Source organism: Stenotrophomonas sp. PE591 (assembly GCF_018320795.1).
In the GTDB taxonomy this organism is placed as follows: Bacteria; Pseudomonadota; Gammaproteobacteria; order Xanthomonadales; family Xanthomonadaceae; genus Stenotrophomonas; species Stenotrophomonas maltophilia.
This window is the reverse complement of record NZ_JAAOKO010000002.1, coordinates 421,258-447,006: the sequence shown is the minus strand read 5'-3', so window position 1 is coordinate 447,006 and position 25,749 is coordinate 421,258. Positions and strand designations below refer to the sequence as shown.

31 protein-coding genes and 1 tRNA gene are annotated in these 25,749 nt (G+C 66.2%); 14 read left to right on the top strand and 18 right to left on the bottom strand.

The features are described from left to right. Positions 1–138: 138 nt before the first annotated feature. Together JLDANKMP_RS07315 and dxs are read left to right on the top strand one after the other, a co-directional pair. Positions 139–804, top strand: coding sequence for an HNH endonuclease (locus tag JLDANKMP_RS07315; protein ID WP_212560821.1), 666 nt, complete (start codon positions 139–141; stop codon positions 802–804). 105 nt (positions 805–909) lie between these two features. Next, positions 910–2,817 (top strand): 1-deoxy-D-xylulose-5-phosphate synthase, encoded by a 1,908-nt coding sequence (gene dxs / locus JLDANKMP_RS07310; protein WP_212560995.1) that lies wholly within the window; start codon positions 910–912, stop codon positions 2,815–2,817. A 79-nt stretch (positions 2,818–2,896) separates the two neighbouring features. On the opposite strand, the gene JLDANKMP_RS07305 is transcribed toward dxs, so the two are convergent. The 3 genes from JLDANKMP_RS07305 to JLDANKMP_RS07295 all read right to left on the bottom strand — a co-directional run bounded on the left by JLDANKMP_RS07305 (position 2,897) and on the right by JLDANKMP_RS07295 (position 4,168). Continuing rightward, positions 2,897–3,100 (bottom strand): hypothetical protein, encoded by a 204-nt coding sequence (locus JLDANKMP_RS07305; RefSeq protein WP_005410416.1) that lies wholly within the window; start codon positions 3,098–3,100, stop codon positions 2,897–2,899. A 168-nt stretch (positions 3,101–3,268) separates the two neighbouring features. Then, positions 3,269–3,829: a DUF3011 domain-containing protein gene (locus JLDANKMP_RS07300; RefSeq protein WP_212560820.1), complete on the bottom strand. Its 561-nt coding sequence runs from the start codon at positions 3,827–3,829 to the stop codon at positions 3,269–3,271. A gap of 132 nt (positions 3,830–3,961) precedes the next feature. Continuing rightward, on the bottom strand, positions 3,962–4,168 hold the full coding sequence (locus tag JLDANKMP_RS07295; RefSeq protein WP_005410418.1) for a hypothetical protein: 207 nt from the start codon (positions 4,166–4,168) through the stop codon (positions 3,962–3,964). A gap of 404 nt (positions 4,169–4,572) precedes the next feature. On the opposite strand from JLDANKMP_RS07295, the gene JLDANKMP_RS07290 reads away from it, so the two are divergent. From JLDANKMP_RS07290 to JLDANKMP_RS07275, 4 genes are all read left to right on the top strand, one after another. After that, positions 4,573–4,857, top strand: coding sequence for a hypothetical protein (locus tag JLDANKMP_RS07290; RefSeq protein WP_005410420.1), 285 nt, complete (start codon positions 4,573–4,575; stop codon positions 4,855–4,857). A gap of 12 nt (positions 4,858–4,869) precedes the next feature. Then, positions 4,870–5,103, top strand: a complete 234-nt coding sequence (locus JLDANKMP_RS07285) for a DUF1653 domain-containing protein (protein ID WP_005410421.1) — start codon at positions 4,870–4,872, stop codon at positions 5,101–5,103. Positions 5,104–5,191: 88 nt separating this feature from the next. Further along, positions 5,192–5,764 (top strand): TetR/AcrR family transcriptional regulator, encoded by a 573-nt coding sequence (locus tag JLDANKMP_RS07280; RefSeq protein ID WP_212560819.1) that lies wholly within the window; start codon positions 5,192–5,194, stop codon positions 5,762–5,764. A gap of 13 nt (positions 5,765–5,777) precedes the next feature. Continuing rightward, positions 5,778–6,110 carry an SMR family transporter gene (locus JLDANKMP_RS07275; RefSeq protein ID WP_005410423.1) on the top strand — a complete coding sequence of 111 codons (333 nt, stop codon included), beginning with the start codon at positions 5,778–5,780 and terminating at the stop codon, positions 6,108–6,110. Between the two features lie 22 nt (positions 6,111–6,132). On the opposite strand, the gene JLDANKMP_RS07270 is transcribed toward JLDANKMP_RS07275, so the two are convergent. Both JLDANKMP_RS07270 and JLDANKMP_RS07265 read right to left on the bottom strand, forming a co-directional pair. Beyond that, positions 6,133–6,306 (bottom strand): DUF1328 domain-containing protein, encoded by a 174-nt coding sequence (locus JLDANKMP_RS07270; RefSeq protein WP_005410424.1) that lies wholly within the window; start codon positions 6,304–6,306, stop codon positions 6,133–6,135. 94 nt (positions 6,307–6,400) lie between these two features. Beyond that, a complete protein-coding gene (locus tag JLDANKMP_RS07265) occupies positions 6,401–7,042 on the bottom strand; it encodes a LysE family translocator (RefSeq protein WP_212560818.1) in 642 nt (213 codons plus the stop codon). Positions 7,043–7,198: 156 nt separating this feature from the next. Here JLDANKMP_RS07265 and JLDANKMP_RS07260 point away from each other — a divergent pair, with 156 nt between their 5' ends. Further along, on the top strand, positions 7,199–7,891 hold the full coding sequence (locus JLDANKMP_RS07260; protein WP_212560817.1) for an aspartate/glutamate racemase family protein: 693 nt from the start codon (positions 7,199–7,201) through the stop codon (positions 7,889–7,891). A 24-nt stretch (positions 7,892–7,915) separates the two neighbouring features. Here the strand turns inward: JLDANKMP_RS07260 and JLDANKMP_RS07255 are convergent, their stop codons facing one another. Further along, entirely contained in the window at positions 7,916–8,311 is a 396-nt protein-coding gene (locus JLDANKMP_RS07255; RefSeq protein ID WP_044570630.1) for a hypothetical protein, read from the bottom strand. Between the two features lie 243 nt (positions 8,312–8,554). On the opposite strand from JLDANKMP_RS07255, the gene JLDANKMP_RS07250 reads away from it, so the two are divergent. The 3 genes from JLDANKMP_RS07250 to JLDANKMP_RS07240 all read left to right on the top strand — a co-directional run bounded on the left by JLDANKMP_RS07250 (position 8,555) and on the right by JLDANKMP_RS07240 (position 9,941). Further along, a complete protein-coding gene (locus JLDANKMP_RS07250) occupies positions 8,555–9,064 on the top strand; it encodes a DUF3011 domain-containing protein (RefSeq protein ID WP_005410428.1) in 510 nt (169 codons plus the stop codon). An 86-nt stretch (positions 9,065–9,150) separates the two neighbouring features. Further along, positions 9,151–9,504 carry a DUF6713 family protein gene (locus JLDANKMP_RS07245; protein WP_212560816.1) on the top strand — a complete coding sequence of 118 codons (354 nt, stop codon included), beginning with the start codon at positions 9,151–9,153 and terminating at the stop codon, positions 9,502–9,504. Continuing rightward, positions 9,501–9,941 carry a GNAT family N-acetyltransferase gene (locus tag JLDANKMP_RS07240; protein ID WP_212560815.1) on the top strand — a complete coding sequence of 147 codons (441 nt, stop codon included), beginning with the start codon at positions 9,501–9,503 and terminating at the stop codon, positions 9,939–9,941. The genes JLDANKMP_RS07245 and JLDANKMP_RS07240 overlap by 4 nt, the downstream gene beginning before the upstream one ends. A 65-nt stretch (positions 9,942–10,006) precedes the next feature. On the opposite strand, the gene JLDANKMP_RS07235 is transcribed toward JLDANKMP_RS07240, so the two are convergent. From JLDANKMP_RS07235 to thrS, 9 genes are all read right to left on the bottom strand, one after another. Continuing rightward, positions 10,007–10,083 (bottom strand) — tRNA-Pro (locus tag JLDANKMP_RS07235). A gap of 68 nt (positions 10,084–10,151) precedes the next feature. Beyond that, on the bottom strand, positions 10,152–10,508 hold the full coding sequence (locus JLDANKMP_RS07230) for a MerR family transcriptional regulator (RefSeq protein ID WP_005410431.1): 357 nt from the start codon (positions 10,506–10,508) through the stop codon (positions 10,152–10,154). Then, positions 10,489–10,788 (bottom strand): integration host factor subunit alpha, encoded by a 300-nt coding sequence (locus tag JLDANKMP_RS07225; protein WP_005410432.1) that lies wholly within the window; start codon positions 10,786–10,788, stop codon positions 10,489–10,491. The genes JLDANKMP_RS07230 and JLDANKMP_RS07225 overlap by 20 nt, the downstream gene beginning before the upstream one ends. 27 nt (positions 10,789–10,815) lie before the next feature. Beyond that, entirely contained in the window at positions 10,816–13,197 is a 2,382-nt protein-coding gene (pheT, locus tag JLDANKMP_RS07220) for a phenylalanine--tRNA ligase subunit beta (protein ID WP_212560814.1), read from the bottom strand. Between the two features lie 120 nt (positions 13,198–13,317). Next, positions 13,318–14,313, bottom strand: a complete 996-nt coding sequence (locus tag JLDANKMP_RS07215; RefSeq protein ID WP_005410434.1) for a phenylalanine--tRNA ligase subunit alpha — start codon at positions 14,311–14,313, stop codon at positions 13,318–13,320. Between the two features lie 192 nt (positions 14,314–14,505). Then, the gene (rplT, locus tag JLDANKMP_RS07210; protein WP_005410435.1) at positions 14,506–14,865 is read right to left on the bottom strand and encodes a 50S ribosomal protein L20; all 360 of its coding nucleotides are present in this window, start codon (positions 14,863–14,865) and stop codon (positions 14,506–14,508) included. Between the two features lie 11 nt (positions 14,866–14,876). After that, entirely contained in the window at positions 14,877–15,074 is a 198-nt protein-coding gene (rpmI, locus tag JLDANKMP_RS07205; protein WP_005410436.1) for a 50S ribosomal protein L35, read from the bottom strand. Between the two features lie 264 nt (positions 15,075–15,338). Then, complete coding sequence (gene infC / locus JLDANKMP_RS07200; protein ID WP_074725076.1) at positions 15,339–15,866, bottom strand: translation initiation factor IF-3; 528 nt, start codon at positions 15,864–15,866, stop codon at positions 15,339–15,341. A gap of 63 nt (positions 15,867–15,929) precedes the next feature. Continuing rightward, a complete protein-coding gene (gene thrS, locus JLDANKMP_RS07195; RefSeq protein ID WP_212560813.1) occupies positions 15,930–17,831 on the bottom strand; it encodes a threonine--tRNA ligase in 1,902 nt (633 codons plus the stop codon). A gap of 429 nt (positions 17,832–18,260) precedes the next feature. Here thrS and JLDANKMP_RS07190 point away from each other — a divergent pair, with 429 nt between their 5' ends. From JLDANKMP_RS07190 to JLDANKMP_RS07180, 3 genes are read left to right on the top strand one after another with little or no spacing between them, the layout of a single operon-like run. Further along, positions 18,261–18,557 carry a hypothetical protein gene (locus tag JLDANKMP_RS07190; RefSeq protein ID WP_005410439.1) on the top strand — a complete coding sequence of 99 codons (297 nt, stop codon included), beginning with the start codon at positions 18,261–18,263 and terminating at the stop codon, positions 18,555–18,557. After that, complete coding sequence (locus tag JLDANKMP_RS07185) at positions 18,557–18,820, top strand: hypothetical protein (RefSeq protein WP_212560812.1); 264 nt, start codon at positions 18,557–18,559, stop codon at positions 18,818–18,820. Before JLDANKMP_RS07190 ends, JLDANKMP_RS07185 begins: the two co-directional genes overlap by 1 nt. A 10-nt stretch (positions 18,821–18,830) precedes the next feature. Next, a complete protein-coding gene (locus JLDANKMP_RS07180; protein ID WP_005414066.1) occupies positions 18,831–20,390 on the top strand; it encodes a PepSY-associated TM helix domain-containing protein in 1,560 nt (519 codons plus the stop codon). 135 nt (positions 20,391–20,525) lie between these two features. Here the strand turns inward: JLDANKMP_RS07180 and JLDANKMP_RS07175 are convergent, their stop codons facing one another. Both JLDANKMP_RS07175 and JLDANKMP_RS07170 read right to left on the bottom strand, forming a co-directional pair. After that, entirely contained in the window at positions 20,526–20,912 is a 387-nt protein-coding gene (locus JLDANKMP_RS07175) for a VOC family protein (protein WP_212560811.1), read from the bottom strand. Positions 20,913–21,002: 90 nt separating this feature from the next. Then, positions 21,003–22,193: a glycoside hydrolase family 18 protein gene (locus tag JLDANKMP_RS07170; RefSeq protein WP_212560810.1), complete on the bottom strand. Its 1,191-nt coding sequence runs from the start codon at positions 22,191–22,193 to the stop codon at positions 21,003–21,005. 216 nt (positions 22,194–22,409) lie between these two features. On the opposite strand from JLDANKMP_RS07170, the gene JLDANKMP_RS07165 reads away from it, so the two are divergent. Beyond that, positions 22,410–23,396 carry a hypothetical protein gene (locus JLDANKMP_RS07165; RefSeq protein WP_239502346.1) on the top strand — a complete coding sequence of 329 codons (987 nt, stop codon included), beginning with the start codon at positions 22,410–22,412 and terminating at the stop codon, positions 23,394–23,396. A gap of 127 nt (positions 23,397–23,523) precedes the next feature. On the opposite strand, the gene pnp is transcribed toward JLDANKMP_RS07165, so the two are convergent. Further along, the gene (gene pnp, locus JLDANKMP_RS07160) at positions 23,524–25,632 is read right to left on the bottom strand and encodes a polyribonucleotide nucleotidyltransferase (RefSeq protein ID WP_005410444.1); all 2,109 of its coding nucleotides are present in this window, start codon (positions 25,630–25,632) and stop codon (positions 23,524–23,526) included. Positions 25,633–25,749 lie beyond the last annotated feature (117 nt).

Sequence of the window (25,749 nt, the reverse complement as noted above, 5' to 3'; positions counted from 1 at the left end):
CGGGCTGGGTTGCTAAAGGGGGCGCACCGACAGGTGCGGGGGATTAGGAGGAATGCGCGGACCTGAATCGTTGCGATTTGCGTATCGCCGACAGGCGATACACAAATCGTCAACATTCAGGTATAAGCTGTTCTCCCGATGGAGACAGACACTACACGCTTGGGTCTGATCGAAGCCGGAGCTCCGTTTTCTGCTCCGGGCGCCGAAGCATCGCCCAACGCCACGACGCTGCATCGCCCCGGTTCGGTCCGGCTGCTCTCGCTTGATGCCCACGGACGCGTACTGGACTGGATCACCTGGCAGGATGCGGCGTGCCTCTACGCCCGCGAAGCGGTGGCCTGGACGCTGGGCGACCCCTGCCTGCACATCCGCGGCGGCACCAACCGCTTCAGCGGCCTGCAGAGCGGCATGGACCTGCACCCGATCATCGCCGCGCGCGGCCATGCCCGCTCCCGCGCGATCGACCCCACGCCGAACCTGACCAACCCGGCCCTGTTCGCCCGCGACGCCCACCTGTGCATGTACTGCGGCCAACAGTTCAACCGCCCCACGCTCACCCGCGACCACGTCGTGCCACTGTCCAAGGGCGGCCTGGACTGCTGGGAAAACGTGGTCACCGCCTGTTTCCACTGCAACTCGCGCAAGAGCGACCGCACCCCGCAGCAGGCCGGAATGCCGCTGCTGGCCGTGCCCTACCGGCCCAGCTGGATCGAGCACCTGATCCTGTCCAACCGCAACATCCTGGCCGACCAGATGGCCTTCCTGAAGGCGCAATTGCCCAAGCGGTCGAAACTGAGCACCTGAACGCCTGAAAATGCAACCCTCACCGTCCTGTCACGGACGGCGGCGTTTGCTTGCCCCACCCCCGTTTGAGGGCGAAAATGGGCATTCAGAAAAAGTGCGAACATGATGATCGACTCTGCCCGCTATCCCCGCCTCGCGCGCATCCAGACGCCGGATGACCTGCGCACGTTCGACGAATCCGAACTGAGGGCGGTTGCCGACGAACTGCGCGCCTACCTCATCGAATCGGTGGGCAAGAGCGGTGGCCACTTCGCCGCCGGCCTGGGCGTGATCGAACTCACCGTGGCCCTGCACTACCTGTACCAGACTCCGGTCGACCAGCTGGTCTGGGACGTCGGTCACCAGACCTACCCGCACAAGATCCTGACCGGGCGCCGCGACCAGATCCACACCGTCAAGCAGAAGGACGGCGTCGCGCCATTCCCGAAGCGCGAGGAGAGCGAATACGACACCTTTGGCGTCGGCCACTCCTCCACCTCGATCTCGGCGGCACTCGGCATGGCCATTGCCCGCCAGTCCGAAGGCGACGACCGCAAGATCGTGGCGGTGATCGGTGACGGTGCGATGACCGCCGGCATGGCCTTCGAAGCGCTGATGCACGCCGGCGGCATGGACCCGGAACCGAACCTGCTGGTGATCCTCAACGACAACAACATGTCGATCTCCGAGGCGGTCGGCGGCCTGACCAAGATGCTCGGCCGTGCCACCGGCAGCCGCACGCTCAATGCGCTGCGCGAAGGCGGCAAGAAGATCCTCGGTGACAAGAAGAACAACCCGGCGCGTTTCGTGAAGCGCTGGGAAGAACACTGGAAGGGCATGTTCGTGCCGTCCACGATGTTCGAGGAGATGGGCTTCCACTACACCGGCCCGATCGACGGCCACGACATGCCCGCCCTGCTGTCCACGCTGAAGACGCTGCGCGCCTCCAAGGGCCCGAAGCTGCTGCACGTGATGACCACCAAGGGCAAGGGCTACGAGCCGGCCGAAGGCGACCAGATCGGTTACCACGCCGTGGGCCCGTTCGATCCGGACAAGGGCCTGGTGGCCAAGGCCGGTGCCAAGAAGCCGACCTATACCGATGTGTTCAGCGACTGGCTGTGCGATGCCGCCGCCGCCGAGCCCCGCCTGTACGGCATCACCCCGGCGATGCGCGAAGGCTCCGGCCTGGTGCGTTTCAGCAAGGAATACCCGCAGCGCTATTTCGACGTGGCGATTGCCGAACAGCATGCGGTCACCCTCGCCGCCGGCATGGCCACCCAGGGTGGCAAGCCGGTGGTGGCGATCTACTCGACCTTCCTGCAGCGCGCGTACGACCAGCTGGTACATGACGTGGCGATCCAGGACCTGGACGTGCTGTTCGCGATCGATCGCGCCGGCGTGGTCGGCCCGGACGGTGCGACCCATGCCGGCAACCTCGACCTGAGCTTCCTGCGCTGCGTGCCCAACCTGGTGGTGATGGCACCGTCCAACGAAGCCGAGTGCCGGCAGATGCTCAGCACCGGCCTGCAGCACCCGGGCCCGGCCGCCGTGCGCTACCCGCGCGGCACCGGCACAGGCGTTGCAGCCGGCACCGACCTGTCCACCCTGCCGATCGGCAAGGGCGAACTGCGCCTGCAGGGCAGCCGCATTGCCCTGCTCGCCTTCGGCAGCACCGTGGCCGCCGCCGAGCAGGTCGGCCGCGAACTGGGCCTGAGCGTGGTCAACATGCGTTTCATCAAGCCGCTGGACCGCGAGCTGGTGCTGGCTGTCGCCGCCCAGCACGAGGGCCTGGTGACGATCGAAGACAACGTGGTGGCCGGTGGCGCCGGTTCAGGCGTCGGCGAGCTGCTCAATGCCGAAGGCGTGCTGCGCCCGATCCTGCACCTGGGCCTGCCCGACAGCTACCAGCACCATGCCAGCCGCGAGGACCTGCTGGCCGAAGCAGGCATCGACGCCGCGGGCATCCGTGCGGCCATGCTCAAGCGTTGGCCGCAGCTGGCCACAGGTACCCCGCCGCTGAGCGCGGCGGGCTGAGCCCGATTGCCACCCAGTGGATCCGCGCATGGCGTGGATAGCGGGGCCCGGAAACAGGACCTGGCCGGACACCCCGCCCTCAGCCGTAGCTGACCGCTTCCACGAAGGCGCCGCTGGCTTCCACGCGCACGGCAGCGCGCTGCCCGGTATCGACAAAGTGCAGGCGCGCCAGGGTTTCAGCGAAGTCGAAGGCGCGGGCACCGTCGCGGAAATCGATCGGCTCCGGCCGGTCCGGATGCAGCACGCGCCATTGGCGCTGTTCGCATTGCAGGCGGATCAACATGCGGCTCACTCCTTGAGGCAGCGTATCGACGGTAGCGGGACATTCCTGCCGATCACGGCAGGCATCGTCGCAACAGATCAGGGACACACAGAGATGCCCTGATCGCAGAAGATACGGCAATTCAAAATGTGAGCTGTATCAGATTTTTCTGATTTTAGAGGGGCACGCTCAGTTCACCTGGAACTGTGCCCGGCAGCCGTCGCTGACCCAGATGCCACGACGATCCCAGCCCCAGGTCTGGCCCTCGATGCAGGCACTGCGCGAATCCTGGCGAACCAGGCGCACGCCGCGGCGGATGCGGGCGTCGCAGTACTCCTGGCGATGCCCATTGGAATGACAGGTGATCACCTCACCGCCGCCCCAACCGTTGCCGTTGCCGTTGCTCCAGCCACCCCCATTGCCCCAGCCACCGCCACGACGGTACTCGCCGACGAACTCGGCGCGGCAGCCCTGGGTCACCCAGACGCCATAGCGCGACTGGCCCCAGGTCTCACCTTCCACGCACGGCGAGCCGGACAACTGGCGGATCATCCGCGCGCGGCCCTCCAGACGGCACTCGTTGCTACGGTTCTTGATCGACTCGCAGCGCACGATGCCGCTGCCTTCGCGGCCACCGTAGCGGTCGTCGTCATAGCCGTAGCCATAGCTCTGCGCCTGGGCGCCACCCGCCGCCGCCAGCATCGGCAGCAGGGTGCAGGCCAGGGTACGCCAGGTGAGTGCCTTGCCCATCGAGATCTCCAGATGAATACGATGGCGCAAGCATCCGGGATTCGCGGCACGGCGCACAGGGGGGGCGCGTGACGCCGGTTTTTCCCCATTCAAACAACGCAACCGTAGCTGACTGCACCGCAACGACCGGCGTCAGTCTCCTACGTGCAGGGCATCCACCGCGCTGCCGAGCGCCTCGACCCGTACCGTGCTGCGCTGGCCGGTGCGACGGTGGTGCTCGAGGGCCCGCGCCGCGGCGACATCGAAAGCCTCGGCGCCCCGCGCATATCGGGTTGCGTCATGCACCTGCGGATCCAGCACGGACCAGTGCCGGGCGTTGCGTTGAACGGTAATGACCATGAGGGGCTCCTGCGGATGGAAGGATGCGACGGCAGGCGGACGGTCCACGTGCCGGTACACCTTCAGGCTAGCGATCACCTCAGGGGTGGCCCATCAGATTTGTACGAAAATGCCGCGCCCTCCGGTCAGCCCTTTGCCTGCCCTCACATCCCTGAGTCCATTTAGCCTGTTCATTCCGTGATTCTTGTCACGGAGTCAGCTGGGCTTCACACTACCGTCATCAACAGGGGCCCCTTCCACATGCGCACCTTCTTCTCGCAGCAGCGTTGGACGCTGCTGAAGTTCTATTTCGTGGCCAGCTACCTCGTGCTGATCGAGGAACTGATCCGCGCCGCCATGCACTGAGCGCTTGCTGCAGGGCTATTTGCGACAGACACTGTCGCTTTAGGCACGGAGCCCGCCCGATGAAAGCGCTTCTTCTGATTCCAGCCCTGCTGGTGCTGTCCGCCTGTGCCAACCAGCATCAGGCCGCTGCGCGTGCCGATACGGCGGCCACTTCGCCTGCCACGCCGAAGGTCGGTGGCGACCGCGATGCCCACGGTTGCATCGGTTCGGCCGGCTACCAGTGGTGCGAGCACAGCCAGCGTTGCGAACGTCCGTGGGAACTGGCGCAGGCACAGGGCCTGGCCAACACCGCCGAAGCCATCGATGCCTACTGCGCGAAGCCGGCCAGCCCGGCGCGCAAGTGAGTCGCGCCGCCCATGGCTGAGCTGAGTCCGCTCCCCACCCTGGCCCCAGGCCGCTACCGCCACTTCAAGGGCGGCGAGTACGAAGTGCTCGACATCGTCCGCAGCAGCGAGACCCTGCAGCCGATGGTGCTGTACCGCGCGCTGTATGGCGAAGGTGGCCTGTGGGTACGCCCGTACGCCATGTTCGTCGAGCAGGTGCCCGGCGAGCACGGACCGCAACCGCGTTTCGCCCGCGTCGACGCATGAGGGTTCCGCTGCCGGCCATGGCCGGCAGCGCGCGGTAACGCGGCGGGCCTGCGTTACAATCGTACCGTCCAGTCGGTTTCTTCCCGCCATGTCCGCATCCCCCTCCCGTTCGCGCCGCAAGGCGCCCGACAGCGTGCGCCAGTCACTGCTGCAGGCCACCATTGAAGTGATCGGCCGTAACGGCCTGGCCGCGCTGACCGTGCAGGACGTCGCGCAGGCCGCCGGTGTCAGCAAGGGTGCGTTGTTCCATCATTTCAGCAGCAAGCAGGTGCTGGTGGATGAAGCCATCGGAGCGCTGATTGGAGAATTCGAAGCGCGCGTGCGCGCCCTGCTGCAGGAAAACCCCGAAGGCCATGGCCGCTTCAGCCGCGCCTATGTGCAGGCCAACTTCGAGCATCTGCTGCAGCAGGAGCAGGACAACGACATCGGCCTGACCTTGGGCAACCTGATGGAACCGGGCCTGCTTGTGCACTGGCGCAACTGGAAGCGCGCGATGCTGGCCGAGTTCCCTGGCGAAGCCGGCGACCCGCGGCTGTACGCGGCGCGCTGCGCTGCCGATGGCTACTGGGCCACGGCCTACGGGCGTCCGCTGGACGAGGAAGAACGTGCCAATGCATTGGCCATGGCCGAACAGGCCCTGAAACTGTGCGACCCGCAGTGAGCTGGAGCGCTCGATGAATCCCTACCTCTACCTTGCCGCCGCCATCGTGCTGGAAGTGATTGCCACATCACTGCTGAAGGCATCCGACGGCATGAGCCGGCTGGCGCCGACACTGGGCGCACTGGTCGGCTACGGGCTGTGCTTCTACCTGCTGTCGATGACCATGAAGTCGATCCCGACCGGCATCGCCTACGCAATCTGGTCCGGCGTCGGCATCGTGCTGATCTCACTGATCGGGCTGGTGGTGTTCAAGCAGCGCCTGGATGCACCGGCGTTGATCGGCATCGGCCTGATCTGCGCCGGCGTACTGGTGATCAACCTGTTCTCGCGCAGCAGCGCGCACTGAGCACGCTGCTGCGCGATCAACGCTAGCTGACCTTCTTCGCTACGGTCATGCCGAGCAGGAACAGCACCACGGCGATGATGATGCCGGCCCAGAACAGGAACTTGGCGATACCGACCGCGGCACCGGCAATGCCACCGAAGCCGAGCACGCCTGCGATCACACCGATGACGGCGAAGATGATGGCCCACTTGATCATGTCAAACCTTTCCCTGCGGGGACTGCGTACTGGATGATCAGGCTAGACCGTGGCCGATGCGGCAATCGTGAACAGGCCGCGTGCGCGGCGTGAATCAGCGCGGACGGAAGCGCAGCAGCGCGACGGCAAACGCCAGGAACACGCTGCCCACCAGGCGCTCGAACCAACGTCGCGCAAACGGCTTGGCCAACCAGCGGCGAAGGCCATGGCCACCGGCCGCATACATCACGTACCAGAACAGTTCGCACGCGGCGAAGGTGGTCACCAGCACGCTGTACTGCAGCGCCTGGCCGCGTGACGGGTCGACGAACTGCGGCAGGAACGCCGCCGCGAACAGCAGCAGCTTGGGATTGCTCAGGCCCACCTGAAGGCCACCACGGGACACCTTCCACGCGCCCAGCGAGGCCGCAACCGGCGGCGTAGCATCGACCGTCACCGGCGGTGCCGGCCGGCAACTGTCACGCCATGCCTTCAGGCCCAGCCAGGCCAGATAGGCCACGCCCAGATAACGCAGCACCTCGAACAGCATCGGCGAGGAATGCAGCAGCGCACTCAGGCCTGCTGCGGAGGCCGCCAGCACCAGCAGCATCGCCAGCAGGCAGCCGGCCATCGCCGGCACGCTGCCACGGAACCCCAGCCCGACGCTGCGGCCGAGGATATGCAGCATGTTCGGCCCCGGCGTACCACACAGAACGAACACCGTGGCGAGGAACCACCACCAGGTATGCAGGGCCATAGCGCACATCCACTTCAGAAGATCCAACCAGCATAGAGTGCGCCGGGCCTGGCGCGGCACACACAGCGCAGCATGGATGTGGTGGTTACAGATCGCCGCCATCGGCAACCGGGCACCATCTGTGCTGCAATGAGGGCTCCTGGCACGGAGCGGCGCATGAAGACCCTTGGCCTGATCGGTGGCATGAGCTGGGAAAGCTCGGCCCAGTACTACCGGCTCATCAACGAGGAGGTACGGCGGCGGCTCGGCGGTGCGCACTCGGCACAGCTGCTGCTGTGGTCGGTGGATTTCGCCGGCATCAAGCAGCTGCAGCACGAAGGCGACTGGGACACCCTGGGTGACCACATGGTCGATGGCGCGCGGCGCCTGCAGGCGGGCGGCGCTGACCTGCTGCTGATCTGCACCAATACCATGCACAAGCTGACCGATCGCATCGAGGCGGCCTGCACGCTGCCGCTGCTGCATATCGCCGCCCCCACCGCCCAGGCCATCGTGCAGGCAGGCGCACGCAAGGTGGGCCTGCTCGGCACCGCCTTCACCATGGAACAGGACTTCTACCGCGGCCGGCTGCAGGATCGCTTCGGGCTGGAGGTGCTGGTACCCGAAGCCGATGATCGTCGCAGCGTGCACGACATCATCTACCAGGAGTTGATCGCTGGTGTGGTCAGCGAGCACTCACGGCAGGTCTATGCCGGCGTGATCGCGCGACTGGTGGCGCGCGGTGCCGAAGCAATCATTCTTGGCTGCACCGAGATCATGCTGCTGGTACGCCCGGAGGACAGTGCAGTGCCGCTGTTCGATACCACCGCCCTGCATGCGCGGGCCGCCGTGGACACGGCCCTGGCTTGAATCAATGCGCGCAGGAGCGCGGAATCAGTCCGCGCCCTGCACCTCCAGCGCGGTGATCAGCCACTCGACCACCGCCGGTGAATCGCACAGGAAGAAGATGGCGTCACCGGAGCGTGCTTCGGTAAGCAGCCGATAGACCGTGATCGCCACTGCCGACTGGTTGGCGATGAACACTTCCGGGCTGCGCGGCCCTTCACTATGCCCGGCAACAGCATGCAATGCCTTGCGCGCAGCCACAGTGGCAGCCGGGTCCGCGCTGCGGGTCAGTTCCGGCCCGCGCAGCCCCCAGGCAACGAACACATGCTTGCCCTTGAACGTAGTGTCCAGGACCCGCACCTCGGCGCCACCTGCGTCGGCCGAGCGATGAATGACGGTACTGCTGATCAACGCAACCCCCTGTGGTCGTCGTGGTCCGCGCATCCTCCCCCGCAGGCCGCCCGCACACCAGTGACGGCGGCCACAGGCTGCGCCGACAGGCGTGGAAGACATGTAAGAAGGTGTAAACCGATGCGATCGGATGTGCAGCGATGATACGGGATGTAAGCCTCTGCATGGGCTGGTGCGCACTACTAAATCCCTCCTGAGCCGCTTCCGGAACGATGCGTTCCGACGGCCCCGTGCTGGGTCATTCTTGCCGCCCGAATCCCCGCCCGAGGCTCCCCCATGACCCTTCGCCCGCTGCTGCCGATCACCGGCGCCGCCCTTGCCCTGCTGCTGGCCGCCACCGCCGTGGCCGCCCAGGACTACGACACTGATCACATTCCAGCGCTGCGCTGCGAATCCCAGTTCAACAAGACCGAGCAATGCCCCATCGAGGGACCGATGCGCCTGGCCAGGCAGCTGTCGGTGACCCGTTGCGTGGAAGACCAGAACTGGGGCCAGAGCCGGCGCATGCTGTGGGTGACCGACGGCTGCCGCGCCGAGTTCGTCGCCGACGAACACGGCCGCTGGCCGGGACGTGGCCGCAGCCGTGATCGCGACAACGAGGGCGAACGCCTGGTCTGCGAGTCCTACGAGAACAAGGACAAGGAGTGCCGGATTCGCGTGCGCCATGAGGTACGGCTGGTCAGGCAGAAATCGGTGACAGCCTGCATCGAGGACCGCAACTGGGGCTGGGACCGCCGCGGGGTGTGGGTCAGCGACGGCTGCCGTGCCGAGTTCCGTGTGTATTGACTGCCGGCCGCGCGCTGGCTGCATCGAGCAGGCGTGCGTGCCAGGCGGAGTCGATAGACTATGGCCTGCACGGCAGGGAGCACGACATGGAACGATGGTATCTGGCGACGCTGCTGGCGTTGATCCTGCATCAGATCGACGCTGCGTTCTGGCAGGAATGGGCCATGTTCCATGTCCCCGGTGGCATCCAGGGCTTCCTGCTGTTCAACCTGTTCGCAGTCGGCGCCGTGCTTTGGGGTTATCGCCAGATCATGCTGGGCACATCCACGGCGCGCAGCTATGCACTGGCTTGCGGGGGGCTCGGCATTGGCACGGCACTGATCCATCTGGCCTTTGCCCTGTTCGGTCGCAGTGAATTCCACCTGCCGCTGTCGATTGCCGTCCTGCTCGCCTGCTTTGTATCGGGTGGCGGCCTGTTGCTGAAGCTGCGCCCGCGATGAACCGGGCGTCCTCTTCTCCGCACCTGCGCGACGGCATTCCGCAGGACGCAGATGCCTTGATCGCGCTCGACAGCGTGGCAGCCACTGATCCACGGCGGATCATGCAGATTGCCGACTGGCTGGCGTACGGCGTCGTGCAGGTCGCCGAGCAGGACGGCAAGATCGTCGGCTACCTGGTCATCCATCACCACTTCTTTGGCGAAGCCTTCATTGAAATGTTGATGGTGGCGCGCGAACAGCGCAGCCAGGGCATCGGCGCCATCCTGCTGCGGCACGCGATCACGTGGCGCGGTGGCGGCAAGCTGTTCACCTCGACCAATGCCTCCAACACGGGCATGCAACGCCTGCTCGCTGCCGCCGGCTTCGTGGGCAGCGGCATCGTGCATGGCCTGGATGAAGGCGATCCGGAACTCATCTACCGCTTCGCGGAAGACTGATCAGCATCTGCAGAACGCACAAAAAAGCCCACGCATTGCTGCGCAGGCTCCTTGATTCATCACAGTGGTCGGGACGGCCGGATTCGAACCGACGACCCTCTGCCCCCCAGGCAGATGCGCTACCAGGCTGCGCTACGCCCCGACTGATGCTGCGATGTGCCCGCCAGTGCGGCGGGCCGTGAAGTATAGCGGATTACGATGGAAATGGGATCAGCGGCGCAACAACTGCAGCACTTCTTCCAGCTCCATGCGCACCTGCTTGATGATCTGGTTGCTCAGCGCCGATTCCTCGCGGGCATCGGGACCATCCAGACGCAGGCGGGCACCACCGATGGTGTAGCCCTGTTCGTACAGCAGGCTGCGGATCTGCCGCACCATCAGCACGTCATGGCGCTGGTAGTAGCGGCGGTTGCCTCGGCGCTTGGCCGGCTCAAGGCTGGGAAACTCGGTTTCCCAGTAGCGCAGGACGTGCGGCTTGACGTCGCACAGCTCGCTGACCTCACCAATGGTGAAGTAGCGCTTGGCCGGGATCGGCGGTAGTTCGCGGTTACTGCCCGGATCCAGCATAAGCCTCCACCCTCTCCTTGAGCTTCTGGCCCGGACGGAAGGTGACCACCGTACGGGCGGAAATCGGAATTTCCTCGCCGGTCTTGGGGTTGCGACCCGGGCGCTGGTTCTTGCGCCGCAGATCGAAATTACCGAAGCCCGACAGCTTCACCTGACGTCCCTGTTCCAATGCTTCACGCAGCACATCGAAAAACGCGTCGACGAATTCCTTGGCTTCCCGCTTGTTCAGACCGACTTCGTCGAACAGCTTTTCCGCCATCTCCGCCTTGGTCAATGCCATTGCCTGCTACCCCCGAGTGCTGCCCGCTCAGCCGCGGATCCGGGCGTGGTGTTCACGCTCGATGGCAGTGACCGCCTCGGCCACCACCGCATCCACGTCGCGGTCCGTCAGAGTGCGCGACTTGTCCTGCAAAATCAAGCCCATAGCGAGACTCTTGAAGCCCGGCTCGACGCCCTGGCCAACATAGCGGTCGAACAGGTTCAGGTCGCGCAGCAGCGGGCCTGCGGCCTGGCGGACGGTCGCCGCCAGGTCGGCCCAGGCCACCTGCTCAGGCACCAGGAACGCCAGGTCGCGGCGCACCGCCGGGAAGCGCGACAGCTCGCCGGCACGCGGCAGGCGACGGGCGGTCAGCGGCTCCAGGTCCAGCTCGAAGGCGTACACGTCGGCCTCGATCTCCATCGCCCGCGCCAGGCGCGGATGGATCTGGCCGATCCAGCCGATGGCCACGCCATCGCGGAACACCTCGGCCGAACGCGCCGGGTGGCCGTAGGCGCGGGCCGACGGACGGAACTCCAGCTGCGCGCCACTGGCAGCCGCCAGCGATTCCAGGTCGCCCTTCAGGTCATGGAAATCGACCTTGCGGGTCGGCAAGCCCCACTGCACCGCCTGCGCCTCACCGCAGACCGCAGCGGCCACGCGCGGGGTTTCCAGCGGCGCCGGTTGGCCGTCTCCGCCCTGCTGGGCAAACACACGGCCGATCTCGAACAGGCGCACGCGGCCCAGCTGGCGCGCGGCATTGCGGCCGAGCGTGGCGACCAGGCCCGGCAGCAGCGACGGACGCATCACCGCCAGTTCCGCCGACAGCGGGTTGGCCAGCGGCACCAGACCGTCGCGCAGCTGCCACTGGGTCAGCAGCGCGTCGTCGACGAAGGCGAAGTTGACGGTTTCCTGCTGGTCACGGGCGATCAGCTGGCGGCGCACGCTCAGCGCGTCCAGCTGCGTCTCGCTCGGCATCGCCACGCGCGAGGCACCGCCCGGCAGCGTGGTCGGGATCTGCTCGTAGCCGTGGATGCGGGCCAGCTCTTCGATCAGGTCTTCTTCGATGGCGATGTCGAAGCGGCGGCTCGGCGCCGTGACCTGCCAGCCCTCGGCGGTGGCAACCACGTCCATGCCAAGCGCGCGCAGGATGCGCTCGACTTCGGCATCGTCGATGCTGATGCCGAGCACGCGGGTGATGCGGGCGCGGCGCAGCACGATGGTCGCCGGCTGCGGCAGATCAGCTTCACGCACGGCCTCGGTGACCGGTGCCGGTGTACCGCCGGCCAGGTCCAGCACCAGGCGGGTGGCGTACTCGATCGCGGTGCGCGGCAGCGCCGGATCGACGCCGCGCTCGAAGCGATGGCCGGCATCGGTGTGCAGGCCCAGCTTGCGGCCACGGCCCATGATCGCGGCCGGCGCGAAGTGCGCGGCTTCCAGGAACACGGCGGTGGTCGCGTCGGTGACGCGGGTGTCGAAGCCGCCCATCAGGCCGGCCAGGCCGACCGCACGGTCAGCATCGGTGACCACCAGGAAGCTGTCGTCCAGCGCAGCTTCGCGGCCGTCCAGCAGCTTCAGCGTCTCGCCCGCGCGCGAACGGCGCACGGCGATGCTGCCCTGCAGGGTGCCGAGGTCGTACGCGTGCATCGGCTGGCCCAGCTCCAGCATCACGTACTGGGTGATGTCGACCAGCAGCGAGACCGGACGCACGCCGCTGCGGCGCAGGCGCTCGGCCATCCACAGCGGGGTCCTGGCGGCAGCATTGACGCCTTCGATGACACGGCCCAGGTAACGCGGCGCTTCGGCGCCGGCGTCGAGCTGGATGGCCAGCTCACGGCTGCCGACAGCCGCAATGGCGTCGGCCGCGAAGTCCAGCACTTCACTGCGGGTGGCGGCGGCGACGTCGTAGGCGATGCCGCGCAGGCTGAAGCAGTCGGCGCGGTTCGGGGTCAGCTTGATCTCGATGCTGGCGTCCGGCAGGCCCAGGTACTCGACCAGGGTCTGGCCGATCGGGGCATCGTCCGGCAGTTCCAGCAGGCCGGACGCATCGCTGTCCAGGCCCAGCTCCTTGGCCGAGCACAGCATGCCGTTGGACTCGACGCCACGCAGCTTGGCCGGCTTGATCTTCAGCTCGCCGATCTGCGCACCAACCATCGCCAGCGGCGCGACCAGGCCCGGGCGAGCGTTCGGTGCGCCACACACGATCTGCAGCAGTTCGCCCTGCCCGGCATCGACCCTGCACACCTGCAGGCGGTCGGCTTCCGGATGGCGCACGGCTTCAACGATGCGTGCCACGACCACGTGATCGAGGCCTTCGCCAAGCGCGGTTACTTCTTCCACTTCCAGGCCGATGGCGGTCAGCACCGCGCTCAGCTCATCGCGCGAGGCGGAGGTCGGGACGTGGCTGCGCAGCCAGTTTTCGGAGAATTTCATGGTGTCACCCTGGTGGGAGGCGTGCCTCCCGTTGCGGTTTTTGGGGTCGCCCAGCGCATGCGCAAGCAGGCGTCCATCCAGAAAGCAGCCGAGCATGGCTCGGCTCTACACGGTTGCGGCTTACGCGAACTGCTTCAGGAACCGCACATCGTTCTCGAAGAACGCGCGCAGGTCGTTGACGCCGTAGCGCAGCATCGCGAAACGCTCCACGCCCATGCCGAAGGCGAAGCCGGTGTAGCGCTCCGGATCGATGCCGACATTGCGCAGCACGTTCGGATGCACCATGCCGCAGCCGAGCACTTCCAGCCAGCGGGTGCTGCCATCGGGCTGCTGCCAGGCGATGTCCACTTCCGCGCCCGGTTCAACGAACGGAAAGTAGCTGGGACGGAAACGCATCTCGAAGTCGCGCTCGAAGAACGCGCGCACGAACTCGGCCAACGTGCCCTTCAGGTCGGCGAAGGTCGAATGCTCGTCGACCAGCAGGCCCTCCACCTGGTGGAACATCGGCGAGTGGGTCTGGTCGCTGTCGCTGCGGTACACCTTGCCGGCGGCGATCATGCGCAGCGGCGGCGCGTGGTCGCCCATGTAGCGCACCTGCACACCGGAGGTATGCGTGCGCAGGAGGCGGCCGTCGCCGAAGTAGAAGGTGTCATGCATGGCGCGCGCCGGGTGGTGCGGCGGGAAGTTCAGCGCCTCGAAGTTGTGCCAGTCGTCCTCGATCTCCGGCCCTTCCGACAGCTCGTAGCCCAGCCGGCCGAAGATGCCGGTGATGCGCTCCAGGGTGCGGGTGATCGGGTGCAGGCCGGCACGGTCGCCATTGCGGCCCGGCAGGGTGATGTCGATGGCTTCGGCGGCCAGGCGCGCATCCAGTGCCGCGTCTTCCAGCAGCGCCTTGCGCTCGCCCAGCGCGCGGGTCAGCACGTCGCGGGCCTGGTTGATCGCTTCACCGGCGGCCTTGCGCTCGTCGGCCGGCAGGGCACCGAGCTGCTTGAGCTGCGAGGTGATGCTGCCGCTCTTGCCAAGCAGGGCCACGCGCAGCTGCTCCAGCACGTCGGGGCTCTGTGCGGCGGCCACATCGGCCAGCGCCTGGGTGGTGAGGGATTGGATGTCGCTCATGGGGGGCTGGAACTCCAGTCGATCTGCCATCGCGATGCGCGAAGGGCCGACCCCTGTCGCCACCGCCGTCCCCGCGCTGCCGTCGTGGCCTCGCCGGGACCCAAAAAAGAATGGGGAAGGACTTGCGCCCTTCCCCATGCATTGCCTTGACCTGACACCGTCCGAGTGAACGGTTACGGCATCGGGAAGGACTTATGCCGCCAGCGCGCCCTTGGCCTTTTCGGCCAGCGCAGCAAAACCGGCTGCGTCGTGCACGGCGATGTCAGCCAGGACCTTGCGATCCAGGGTGATGCCGGCCTTCAGCAGACCGTTCATGAAGCGGCTGTAGCTCAGGCCGTTGATGCGGGCAGCCGCATTGATACGGGTGATCCACAGCGAACGGAAGTTGCGCTTCTTCTGCTTACGGCCGATGTAGGCGTACTGCTGTGCCTTGATGACCGCCTGCTTGGCGACGCGGAAGACCTTGCGGCGGGCGTTGTAATAGCCCTTGGCGAGATCCAGGATTTTCTTGTGGCGGCGACGCGCCTGTACGCCACGCTTAACTCGTGCCATTTTTCAGTTCCTCAGAGGTAAGGGAGCATGCGGTCCAGACGGCCTGCGTCTTCTGCACGGACATGGCCCGTCTGACGCAGATTACGCTTACGCTTGGTCGCTTTCTTCGTGAGGATGTGGCTACGGTTGGCGTGGCCGCACTTGTACTTGCCCGAGGCGGTCTTGCGGAAACGCTTGGCCGCTGCCCGGTTGGTCTTGATCTTGGGCATTGCAATGTCCTTGATGGGATATGACCCTGGTTTCTGACTGATCTGGCGGCGGCCTGGGCCGCTCTTTCCGTCCTGCCATGATCGGCGTACGACCCGTCCTGGGTGGGTCGAGCCGGGCATGATACAGGCAAAACCGCCCTGCCACCAGCCCCTGCAACCCTTTACCGGCGATTCACCGGCGTCCTGCAAAAGCAAAGGGACGCCAGCGGCGTCCCTTACCCTGAACCCTTCAGCCAGGCGCCCCGGAAGGCGGCCCGTCAGGCCTCAGGTCTTCTTCTTCGGCGCGATCATCATGACCATCTGACGCCCTTCCAGGCGCGGACGGGATTCAATGACGATGTCCTCGCCCAGATCGGTCTCGATCCGGTTGGCCATTTCGCGGCCCAGTTCCTGGTGGCTCATTTCACGGCCACGGAAACGGATGTTGACCTTGATCTTGTCACCATCTTCGAGGAACCCGCGCATCTTGCGCAGCTTGATCTGGTAGTCGCCCTCGTCCGTGACCGGACGGAACTTCACTTCCTTGATCTCGACCTGCTTGGTCTTCTTCTTGGCCTCGCTGGCCTTCTTCTGCGCTTCGAACTTGAACTTGCCGAAGTCCATGATCTTGCAGACCGGCGGATCGGCCTGCGGCTGGATTTCGACCAGGTCCAGGCCTTCATCTTCGGCCATGGACAGCGCTTCGTCGCGCGACAACACGCCGATCATTTCTCCGTCACTGCCGATCACGCGGACGCGCGGCACACGGATTTCCTGATTCTTGCGGTTCTGTTTGTTGTCAGGGGTGCTGATATTACGTTCTCCCAAGGGTATCGAACCGGCCCGGGTGCCTGTGCCCCCGGACCGGACCTTTGCTTACGCGCCCTCGGCCTGGAGCCGCTCGATGAAGGCCTGCAGGCTCATGCTGCCCAGGTCTTCGCCAGAACGCGTACGCACCGCCACAGCCCCATTTTCCTTCTCGCGGTCACCGATGACCAGCAGGTAGGGCACGCGCTGCAACGTATGCTCGCGGATTTTATAGCCGATCTTCTCGTTACGCAAATCCGAGCTGACGCGGAAGCCTTGCTCCGCAAGGGTTTTGGTCACGCCCGAGACGTAGTCGGCCTGGGCGTCGGTGATGTTGGCCACCACCACCTGGGTCGGCGCCAGCCAGGCCGGGAACTGGCCGGCATGGTGCTCGATCAGGATGCCCAGGAAGCGCTCCATCGAGCCGACGATGGCGCGGTGCAGCATGACCGGGTGCTTCTTCTGGCTGTTCTCGTCCACGTACTCGGCGCCCAGGCGGCCCGGCATCATGAAGTCGACCTGCATGGTGCCCAGCTGCCAGGTACGGCCGATGGCATCCTTCAGGTGGTACTCGATCTTCGGGCCGTAGAAGGCGCCCTCGCCCGGCAGCTCCTGCCATTCCACGCCACAGGCGGTCAGCGCCGAGCGCAGCGCGCCTTCGGCCTTGTCCCAGGTGGCGTCGTCGCCCAGGCGCGATTCCGGGCGCAGCGCGATCTTGATCTGGATCTCGTCGAAACCGAAGTGCTGGTAGACCGCCAGCGCCTGCTGGTGGAAGGCCGTCACTTCCGACTCGATCTGGTTTTCCGTGCAGAACACGTGGCCGTCGTCCTGGGTGAAGCCACGCACGCGCAGGATGCCGTGCAGCGCGCCGGACGGCTCGTTGCGATGGCACGAACCGAACTCACCATAGCGGATCGGCAGGTCGCGGTAGCTGTGCAGGCCCTGGTTGAACACCTGGATGTGGCCCGGGCAGTTCATCGGCTTGACCGCGTACGTGCGCTTCTCCGATTCGGTGAAGAACATGTTGTCCTGGTAGTTGTCCCAGTGACCGGACTTCTTCCACAGGCTCACGTCCAGGATCTGCGGGCAGCGCACTTCGCCATAGCCGCTGTTGCGGTAGACCTTGCGCATGTACTGCTCGACCACCTGCCACAGCGCCCAGCCCTTCGGGTGCCAGAACACCAGGCCCGGTGCTTCTTCCTGCAGGTGGAACAGGTCCTGCTGCTTGCCGATGCGGCGGTGGTCACGCATTTCAGCTTCTTCGATGCGCTTGATGTACGCCTCGAGCTGCTTCTTGTCGGCCCAGGCGGTGCCGTAGATGCGCTGCAGCTGCTCGTTCTGCGCGTCGCCGCGCCAGTAGGCGCCGGAGATGCGGGTCAGCTTGAAGGCCTTCAGGAAGCGCGTGTTCGGCACGTGCGGGCCACGGCACATGTCCACGTATTCCTGGTGGTAGTACATGCCCATCGCCTGGATGTCGTCGGACATGTCCTCGATCAGGCGCAGCTTGTAGTCCTCGCCACGGGCCTTGAAGATCTCGATCACTTCGGCGCGCGGGGTCATCTTCTTGATGACGTCGTAGTCCTGGGCGATCAGCTCGCCCATGCGCTTCTCGATCGCGGCCATGTCGTCCGGGGTGAACGGGCGCTCGGAGTAGATGTCGTAATAGAAGCCTTCGGCGATCACCGGGCCGATCACCATCTTCACGTCCGGGTAGAGCTGCTTGACGGCGTGGCCGACCAGGTGGGCGCAGGAGTGGCGGATGATCTCCACGCCCTCCTCGTCCTTGGCGGTGATGATGCGCAGGCTGGCATCGTGGTCGATGACGTCGCTGGCATCGACCAGCACGCCATCCACGGCACCGGCGATGGTGGCCTTGGCCAGGCCGGCGCCGATCGACTGGGCGACCTCCATGACGCTGACGGGGTTTTCAAATTCGCGGCGGCTGCCGTCGGGAAGAGTAATGTTGATCATCGCAGTGGCTTCGTGCGGGGCCCGCTGGGCGGGCTGGAAAGCGTTCCCGGGGCGGCGCCCGGGCAATAAAAAAGCGCCGCGAGGGCGCCTGGAACACAGGGCCTTCGGGGGCAGGTCAACAGTGGGCGGTGGTAGTGCTCATGTCGCACGCTCGGCCGGCGCTGGGCGCGGGCCACCTTGTTCCAGTCAGGGTTCTACGATGATCTTAAACCAGCGCACCGGAAAGCCCAAGGGCTACCGTACGGTCGGCTGAATGTGCCTCGCTGGCGGCGTGAAATTGCAATGATTACCATGTCGGCGCAGGCCGCTCCGTGCCAGCCTGCCCGCTTTCCCCCAGGACCCCGTGATGCGCCACCCGCTCCGACCGGCTTCCGCCGGCCCCGCCCGTGCCCCGCGTTCGCCGGCCCGCTGCCGCGCCGGCCGCCCGCAATGATCACCGTCGGCCTTTCCACGCTCGGCTTCTGCAGCCTGGGCATGCTGGCAGCGATGTTCTCGGCGCTGGCCTTCTATGCCGCTTCGCCGCATTGCCGCTGGCCGCGCCTGCGCCGCGCCGGCCGCCTGGGCCGCCAGATCGGCCTGGTCGCCGCTGCCGCCGCGCTGTGGCTGTGGATGGCCGAGCTCGGCTTTGCCGCCGGCCTGGTGGCGATGTTGTGCACCTGGATGCTGGCCGCGATGCTGCTACCGGCGCTGGCCGCCTGGCACCGTCCCGGCACGGAGTCGCCCTGATGTGGCCGCGCGCCTTCGCTGGCATCGTGGCCGGCTTCTTCCTGGCCGCGGCCGCGACCGGCCTGCTGGCATGGGTACCGCCCGGCCCTTGGCACCGGGCGCTGGTGCCGACCCTGATCGCTTTCATCCCGCTGTGGATGCTGGCCGCCCTGTGGGCGTTCAGTTTCCGCAGCGCGCTGCGCGCCTGGCTGGTGCTGGGTGGCAGCGCCGCCGCCGGCTTCGCCATGCTCGGGCTGCTGCGCCTGACCGGCGCGGTGCAATGAGACCTCTCCCATGAAGTTCAGTTCGCAGACGCTGCGCACGTTCACCACCCTGCATACCTGGGTCGGCCTGGTGGCCGGCTTCGGCCTGTTCGTGGCCTTCTACGCAGGTGCGCTGACCCTGTTCCATCACGACCTGCCACTGTGGCAGACCCCGGGAGCCGCCACCGCACTGCCCGCCGGGCTGGACGATGCGCAGTACCTGCTGGAAGACGTGCTGGCTGCGCATCCGGAGGCACGCCGCCACGTCGGCATGACCTTCCCCGGCGCCGAACACCCGCAGCCGCTTGCGTACTGGCAGGCCGATGACGGCAGCTGGCGCTATGCCTGGCCCGGCCAGATCGCCGGCAGCCCCACACCACCGCAGACCGGACTGGCCGAACTGGTCAACGAGCTCCATTACAGCCTCGGCCTGCCCGTGGCCGGGATCTACGTGATGGGCATTGTCAGCCTGCTGTACGGCATGGCACTGCTCAGCGGCCTGGTGATCCATCTGCCGAAGCTGCTCGGCGACCTGTTCGCGCTGCGTCCGGGCCGCAACCTGAAGCAGCTGTGGCAGGACGCGCACAACGTGATCGGCGTGCTCAGCCTGCCTTTCCACCTGATGTTCGCGGTCACTGGTGCCCTGCTCTGCCTGGTGTTCGTGCAGATGGCCCTGCTCAACCCGTTGATCTACGACGGCAAGGCGCTGCAGGCGGTGCCGACGGCGATGGACACCGCGCCCGTGCGCGATGCCAGTGGCATTCCGGCACCGCCGGGCAGCCTGCGCGTGCTGCATGCGCGCGCGCTTGAAGTCGCCCGCGCACAGGGCGTGGCCAACTTCGAGCCGGCCTACCTGAAGCTGGCCAATGCCGGCGATGCCAATGCCACCATCGAGATCACCGGCGAATCCACCGGTACGCTCGGCCCGCTTGGCGCGGTGGCGCTGGACGTGGCCACCGGCGACGTTCTGGCCTCGCAGCTGCCGGGCCAGCGCGACGCCAACCACGCCACGCTCAGCGCCGCCTACGCGCTGCACTTCGGCGAATTCGGCAACGGCGTGGTGGTCTGGCTGTACTTCCTGCTCGGCCTTGGCGGTGCGTTCCTGTTCTATTCGGGCAACCTGCTGTGGATCGAGTCGCGGCGCAAGCGTCGCCAGCCGCAGCAGCCGCGCGCCGGGGTGAACATGGCGCGGGCCACGGTCGGCGTGTGCATCGGCCTGTGCGTGGCGATCTCGGTCGCGTTCGTCACCGCGCTGGTGCTGGAGCGGCTGGCGCCGACGGCGGTCGATCGCGGCATCCGCTGGGCCTGCTTCGGCAGTTGGGCGGCCTGTGCGCTGTGGGCCGCGCTGCGACGCCCGGCGCAGGCCGCACGCGAGTTGCTGTGGGCGGCGGCGATCAGTACCGCGCTGGTACCGGTGCTGCACGGCGCACTCAATGGTGACTGGCTGTGGCGCGCCGCCGCGCGTGGGCACTGGCCGCTGTTCTGGGTCGACGCCATCGCGCTGGCCATGGCCTTCGGCTTCGCCCGCCTGGCAGTGGCCAGCCAGCGCCGCGCCCGCAATGGCGATCCCAACAGCGTCTGGGCCAACTGAGCCTTCGCCGGGCACGCCGCGGCGCTACCTACCATTGCGCGCAACGCCCCCTGTAGCGTCGAGCTTGCTCGACAGCTGTTGATTTCGCGCCAAGCACCGTCGAGCAAGCTCGACGCTACCCAAGCAGCATCATGCCTAGCCGGGGTAACGACTCACTTCGATCAGGTTGCCATCCGGGTCGCGGAAATACACCGATTCGATCGGCCCCAGCGCGCCGGTGCGTGCAACCGGCCCCTCCTCCACTGCAACGGACTGCGCCTGCAGGTGGGACAGCACATCGACTGTCGCCATGCGCGTGACCAGGCACAGGTCGGCACTGCCCGGCGTGGGCCGCAGCGCATGCGGCTGCAGCGGGGCACTGGCAGCATGCAGATTGATCTTCTGCTGGCCGAACTGCAACGCGGTACGACCCGCGCCGAAGCGCACGACCTGCATGCCGAGCACGCGCTGGTAGAAATCACAGCTGCGGTCGATGTCGGCGACGGTGTGGACCAGGTGGTCCAGGCGTTCAAGATGGATCATGCCCGCAGCGTAACGCTGCGGGCGTGGCGATGCTGTGCGGGGTTGGGCCAATGGCGTTGCGGCATTGCGCCGGGCATCGCCTGATGCAGCTCAATCGCCGATGCGCGCCTTCTGCCAGGGGCCCAGCATGGCGTTGAGCAGGCTGGCCTGTTCGTCGTCGCCGGTCAGCTCCCACATGAACACCCCGGCCAGGCCCTGCTCACGGGCGAACTGCGCACGCAGGCCGATCGAGCGCGGGTCTTCATAGCTGATGAAGATCTTCTGCCCGGCGTTGTACAGCCACGGGCTCTGCGCCTGCGGCTGCCAGTGTTTCGTCCAACCCGGCTGATCGAGATAGCGCGCCTTGATCACCCGCCAGTCGCCGGCATCGGCCGGCGCACTGTAGGACTGGTACAGCCCATCCGCTGCATCGCCGGTGACCTTGAAGCCACGCCCGTAGAACGGTACGCCCAGCACCAGCTTATCGGCCGGCACGCCGTGCTCGCGGTAGTACTGCACCGCGCCGGCCACGTTGTTCCAGCGCCGCAGCTCCGGGGCCAGCGGATCGGCCGGCACTTCATGCAGCGGCGCATTGAAGGTCGACACCGCCGAGAAACCGGTGCCCATGTCGTAGCTCATCAGGTTGATGAAATCGAACACCTTGGCCAACGCCGGCAGGTCGTAGCTCGCTGCTGGATCGTAGGGGCCATCGGTCTGCAGGCGACCGGCGGCCAGCGCGGCGGTCAGCAGCATCGGCTGTCGCTCCTTGCGCCCGTGCGCGTCGAGTGCCACGCGGAACGCCTGCGCGAGCCGGGTCAGGTTGGCGCGATCCTGCGGGCGGTGCGCCAGCTCCTTCGGTCCGCCACTGACCGGGAACTCCCAGTCGATGTCCACGCCATCGAAGCTGCCGGCATGGCGGTCGAAAAACAGCGCCATGCACGAGTCGACCAGGCGCTTGCGGCTGGCCTCGGTCAGCGCTGCATCGGAGAATCCACCTGCGCCCCATCCGCCAATTGAGATCAGCGTGCGCAGATGCAGGTGCGCCTTCTTCAGCTCGGCCAGCGCAGCGAAATTCTTCGGCGCTTCGGCACCGATCGTGCAGCGCCCGTCCTCTATGGTGGAGAACGCGTAGAACAGGTGGGTGAGGCGCTCGGCCGGAATGCTCGACACCGGGTAGCGCGCGGCCGAACCACCGGGGTAGTAGGCACCGAAGATCGGTGGCTGCGCGGGCGCCGCATGCACGGCAATGGGCAAGGCACCGGCAATCAGCACGGCAAGGACAGCCACGGTCTGGCGGAACATGGGATCTCCCGGTTCGAAGGCGCAGCCACGTTAGCAAACGGATGGGGCTGTGGGACGGTTGTCGCGGCATGTCGTCCAGTGGACAGGCGCGCCGCATCCCTTGACGACATCGGGGCAGACATGCGATTGCCGTCATGCACTGCAGCAGGACACACACCGACGCCGGTCTCCCATGCATCGGCTAAGGTAGCCGCGGACCTCCAACCGTGCATGGACATGAGCACCGACCACAACGACATTGACGACGGCGACCTGCTGGACGACGAAATCCTCGACGAACACCAGGCACTGGAGGCACGCGCCTACGCCGTCTTCCGCGAGGGCGACCTGCAGCAGGCAGTGGCGCTGTTCGGCGAGCTGATCGCACTCGCTCCCGAAGTGCCGTATCTGCATTACATGCGCGGATTGGCGCACAAATACCTGCGCGACTGGGCTGCCTCGCTGCAGGACAACCGGCAATCAGAACAGCTGCGCGGCGAGTTCGATGAAGCCACCGCGTGGAATGCCGGTATCGCCGCCACCGGCGCCGGTGACTGGGCCGAAGCGCGCCGCCAATGGGCCCGCTGTGGCATCACCCTGCCCGAGGGCGAAGGTCCGATCGAGGGCAACTTCGGCGTGGCCTGTGTGCGCTTGGCACCGTGGTCCGATGCCGAAGTGGTGTATATGAGCCGCATTGATCCGGTGCGTGCACGCATCGACAACGTACCGCTGCCCGAAAGCGGCTTCCGCTTCGGCGACATCGTGCTGCACGACGGCGCATCAACCGGCCATCGCACCTACGGCGAGCGCCAGGTGCCGGTGTTCAACGCGATGCAGCGCCTGCAGGCATCGGACATGACGACCTTCACCGTGTTCGTGCAGTGTGATTCGGCCGATGACATCGCTGCCCTGGAGGCCATCACGCTGCCAGGCATCGGCATGGTCGAGGACTGGACGGCCACCGTGCGCCGGCTGTGCCGCCGCTGCAGCTACGGCACGCCGCACCAGCATGGTGATGAGGCGCCAGATGAAGACCAATGGAGACGCGAACGTGACCTCGGCGTGGCCGCACAGGGCCGGGCTGCGGTGGAAAAGCTCATGGCGGTGTGGGTCGCTGCAGCCCCCAGCCGGGTGCTGGAGGCCATCGAACAGCGCGAGCACCCGATGAGCGCCCCGGAGCCAGGCCAGGTCTGGTGGCTGGGGGAGGACGAAGAAGGCGCGTAAGTGCAAGGACCAACGGTCCTCATCCACAGGATTCCAGGCAAAGAAAAAGCGGGCCGAAGCCCGCTTTTTCATTTGCGAAAGCGTGAGGACCAACGGTCCTCACCCACCGCACAATCAGCAATACCGATTATTCGGCGCTGGCGGCGTCGCCTTCTTCCACGGCCTTCATCGACAGGCGGATACGGCCCTGCTTGTCGACTTCCAGCACCTTGACCTTGACCACATCGCCTTCCTTCAGCACGTCGCCGACCTTCTCGACGCGATCGCTGGAGATCTGCGACACGTGGACCAGACCGTCCTTGCCCGGCAGGATGGTGACGAACGCACCGAAGTCCATGATCTTGGCGACCTTGCCTTCATAGATGCGGCCCGGTTCGACGTCCGAGGTGATCTGCTCGATGCGGGCCTTGGCGGCCTGCGCAGCGATGGCGTTGACCGAAGCGATGACGATGGTGCCGTCGTCCTGGATGTCGATCTGGGTGCCGGTTTCCTTGGTGATGGCCTGGATGGTCGAACCACCCTTGCCGATCACTTCGCGGATCTTGTCCGGGTGGATCTTGATGGTCAGCAGGCGCGGCGCGTAGTCCGACAGCTCTTCGCGCGGAGCGGTCAGGCCGTGGGCCATTTCGCCCAGGATGTGCAGACGGCCAGCCTTGGCCTGCTGCAGGGCCTGCTTCATGATCTCTTCGGTGATGCCTTCGATCTTGATGTCCATCTGCAGGGCGGAGATGCCCTCAGCGGTACCGGCGACCTTGAAGTCCATGTCGCCCAGGTGATCTTCGTCACCCAGGATGTCGGACAGGACGACGAAGCGCTCGCCTTCCTTGACCAGGCCCATGGCGATACCGGCCACCGGAGCCTTCACCGGCACGCCGGCGTCCATCAGGGCCAGCGACGAGCCGCAGACCGAGGCCATCGACGAGGAACCGTTCGACTCGGTGATTTCCGAGACGACGCGGATGGTGTACGGGAAGGCTTCCAGCGACGGCATGACAGCCAGCACGCCGCGCTTGGCCAGGCGACCGTGGCCGATTTCGCGGCGCTTCGGGCCCATCATGCGGCCGCACTCACCCACCGAGAACGGGGGGAAGTTGTAGTGGAACAGGAAGTTTTCCTTGTACTCACCGGCAACGGCGTCGATGACCTGGCCGTCACGGGCGGTGCCCAGGGTGATGGTCACGATGGCCTGGGTTTCGCCACGGGTGAACAGCGAGGAACCGTGGGTACGCGGCAGCACGCCGGTCTTCACGGCGATCGGGCGGACGGTGTCCAGCGCACGGCCGTCGATACGGACCTTGGTGTCCAGCACCGAGTCACGCATGGTGCGGTATTCCAGCTCGCCGAATTCCTTCGACAGCTCGGCCGGGTTCCAGCCTTCGGCGGCCACGCGGCCAGCCAGGGTTTCGAACACGTCCTTCTTGATTGCCGAGATGGCGTCACGGCGCTGCAGCTTGTCACGCACCTGGAAGGCTTCGCCCAGGCGCGGGCCGATGGCTTCCTTCAGGGCGGAGATCAGCGCGTCGTTCTTGGCCGGGGCTTCCCAGGTCGACGGCTTGGTGCCGGCTTCGACGGTCAGCTCGTTGATCGCGTTGATGACCTTCTGCATTTCGCGGTGACCGAAGGTCACGGCGCCCAGCATCACTTCTTCGGACAGCAGCGCGGCTTCGGATTCAACCATCAGCACGGCGTTGGAGGTACCGGCGACGACCAGTTCCAGCTGCGAGTCAGCCAGTTCGCTGACGGTCGGGTTCAGGATGTACTCGCCGTTCTTGTAACCGACCTTGGCAGCGCCGATCGGACCCATGAACGGGGTGCCGGCCAGGGCCAGGGCAGCGGAGGCACCGATCAGGGCCGGGATGTCGCCGTCCACGTCCGGGTTCAACGACATGACCGTGGCGATGATCTGCACTTCGTTCTTGTAGTCTTCCGGGAACAGCGGACGGATCGGACGGTCGATCAGACGCGAGATCAGGGTTTCCTTCTCGGTCGCACGGCCTTCACGCTTGAAGAAACCACCCGGGATACGGCCGCCGGCGTAGAACTTTTCCTGATAATCGACGGTCAGCGGGAAGAAGTCCTGGCCTTCGCGCGCGCTCTTGGCGGCGACGGCGGTGACCAGCAGTACGGTGTCGTCCATCTTGACGATGACGGCGCCGCTGGCCTGACGGGCGACTTCGCCGGTCTCAAGCGTGACGGTGTGCTTGCCGTACTGGAAGGTTTTGGTGATTTTTGCCACGGAGGGTGTCCTTGGGGATGCTGTCTGCGAATTTGGACCGTCGGCGACCCTTGCCGCCAGCGGGTGGCCGGATCGTTCCGGCCTGAATCGGGGATTGCGGTACTACAAAACAAAACC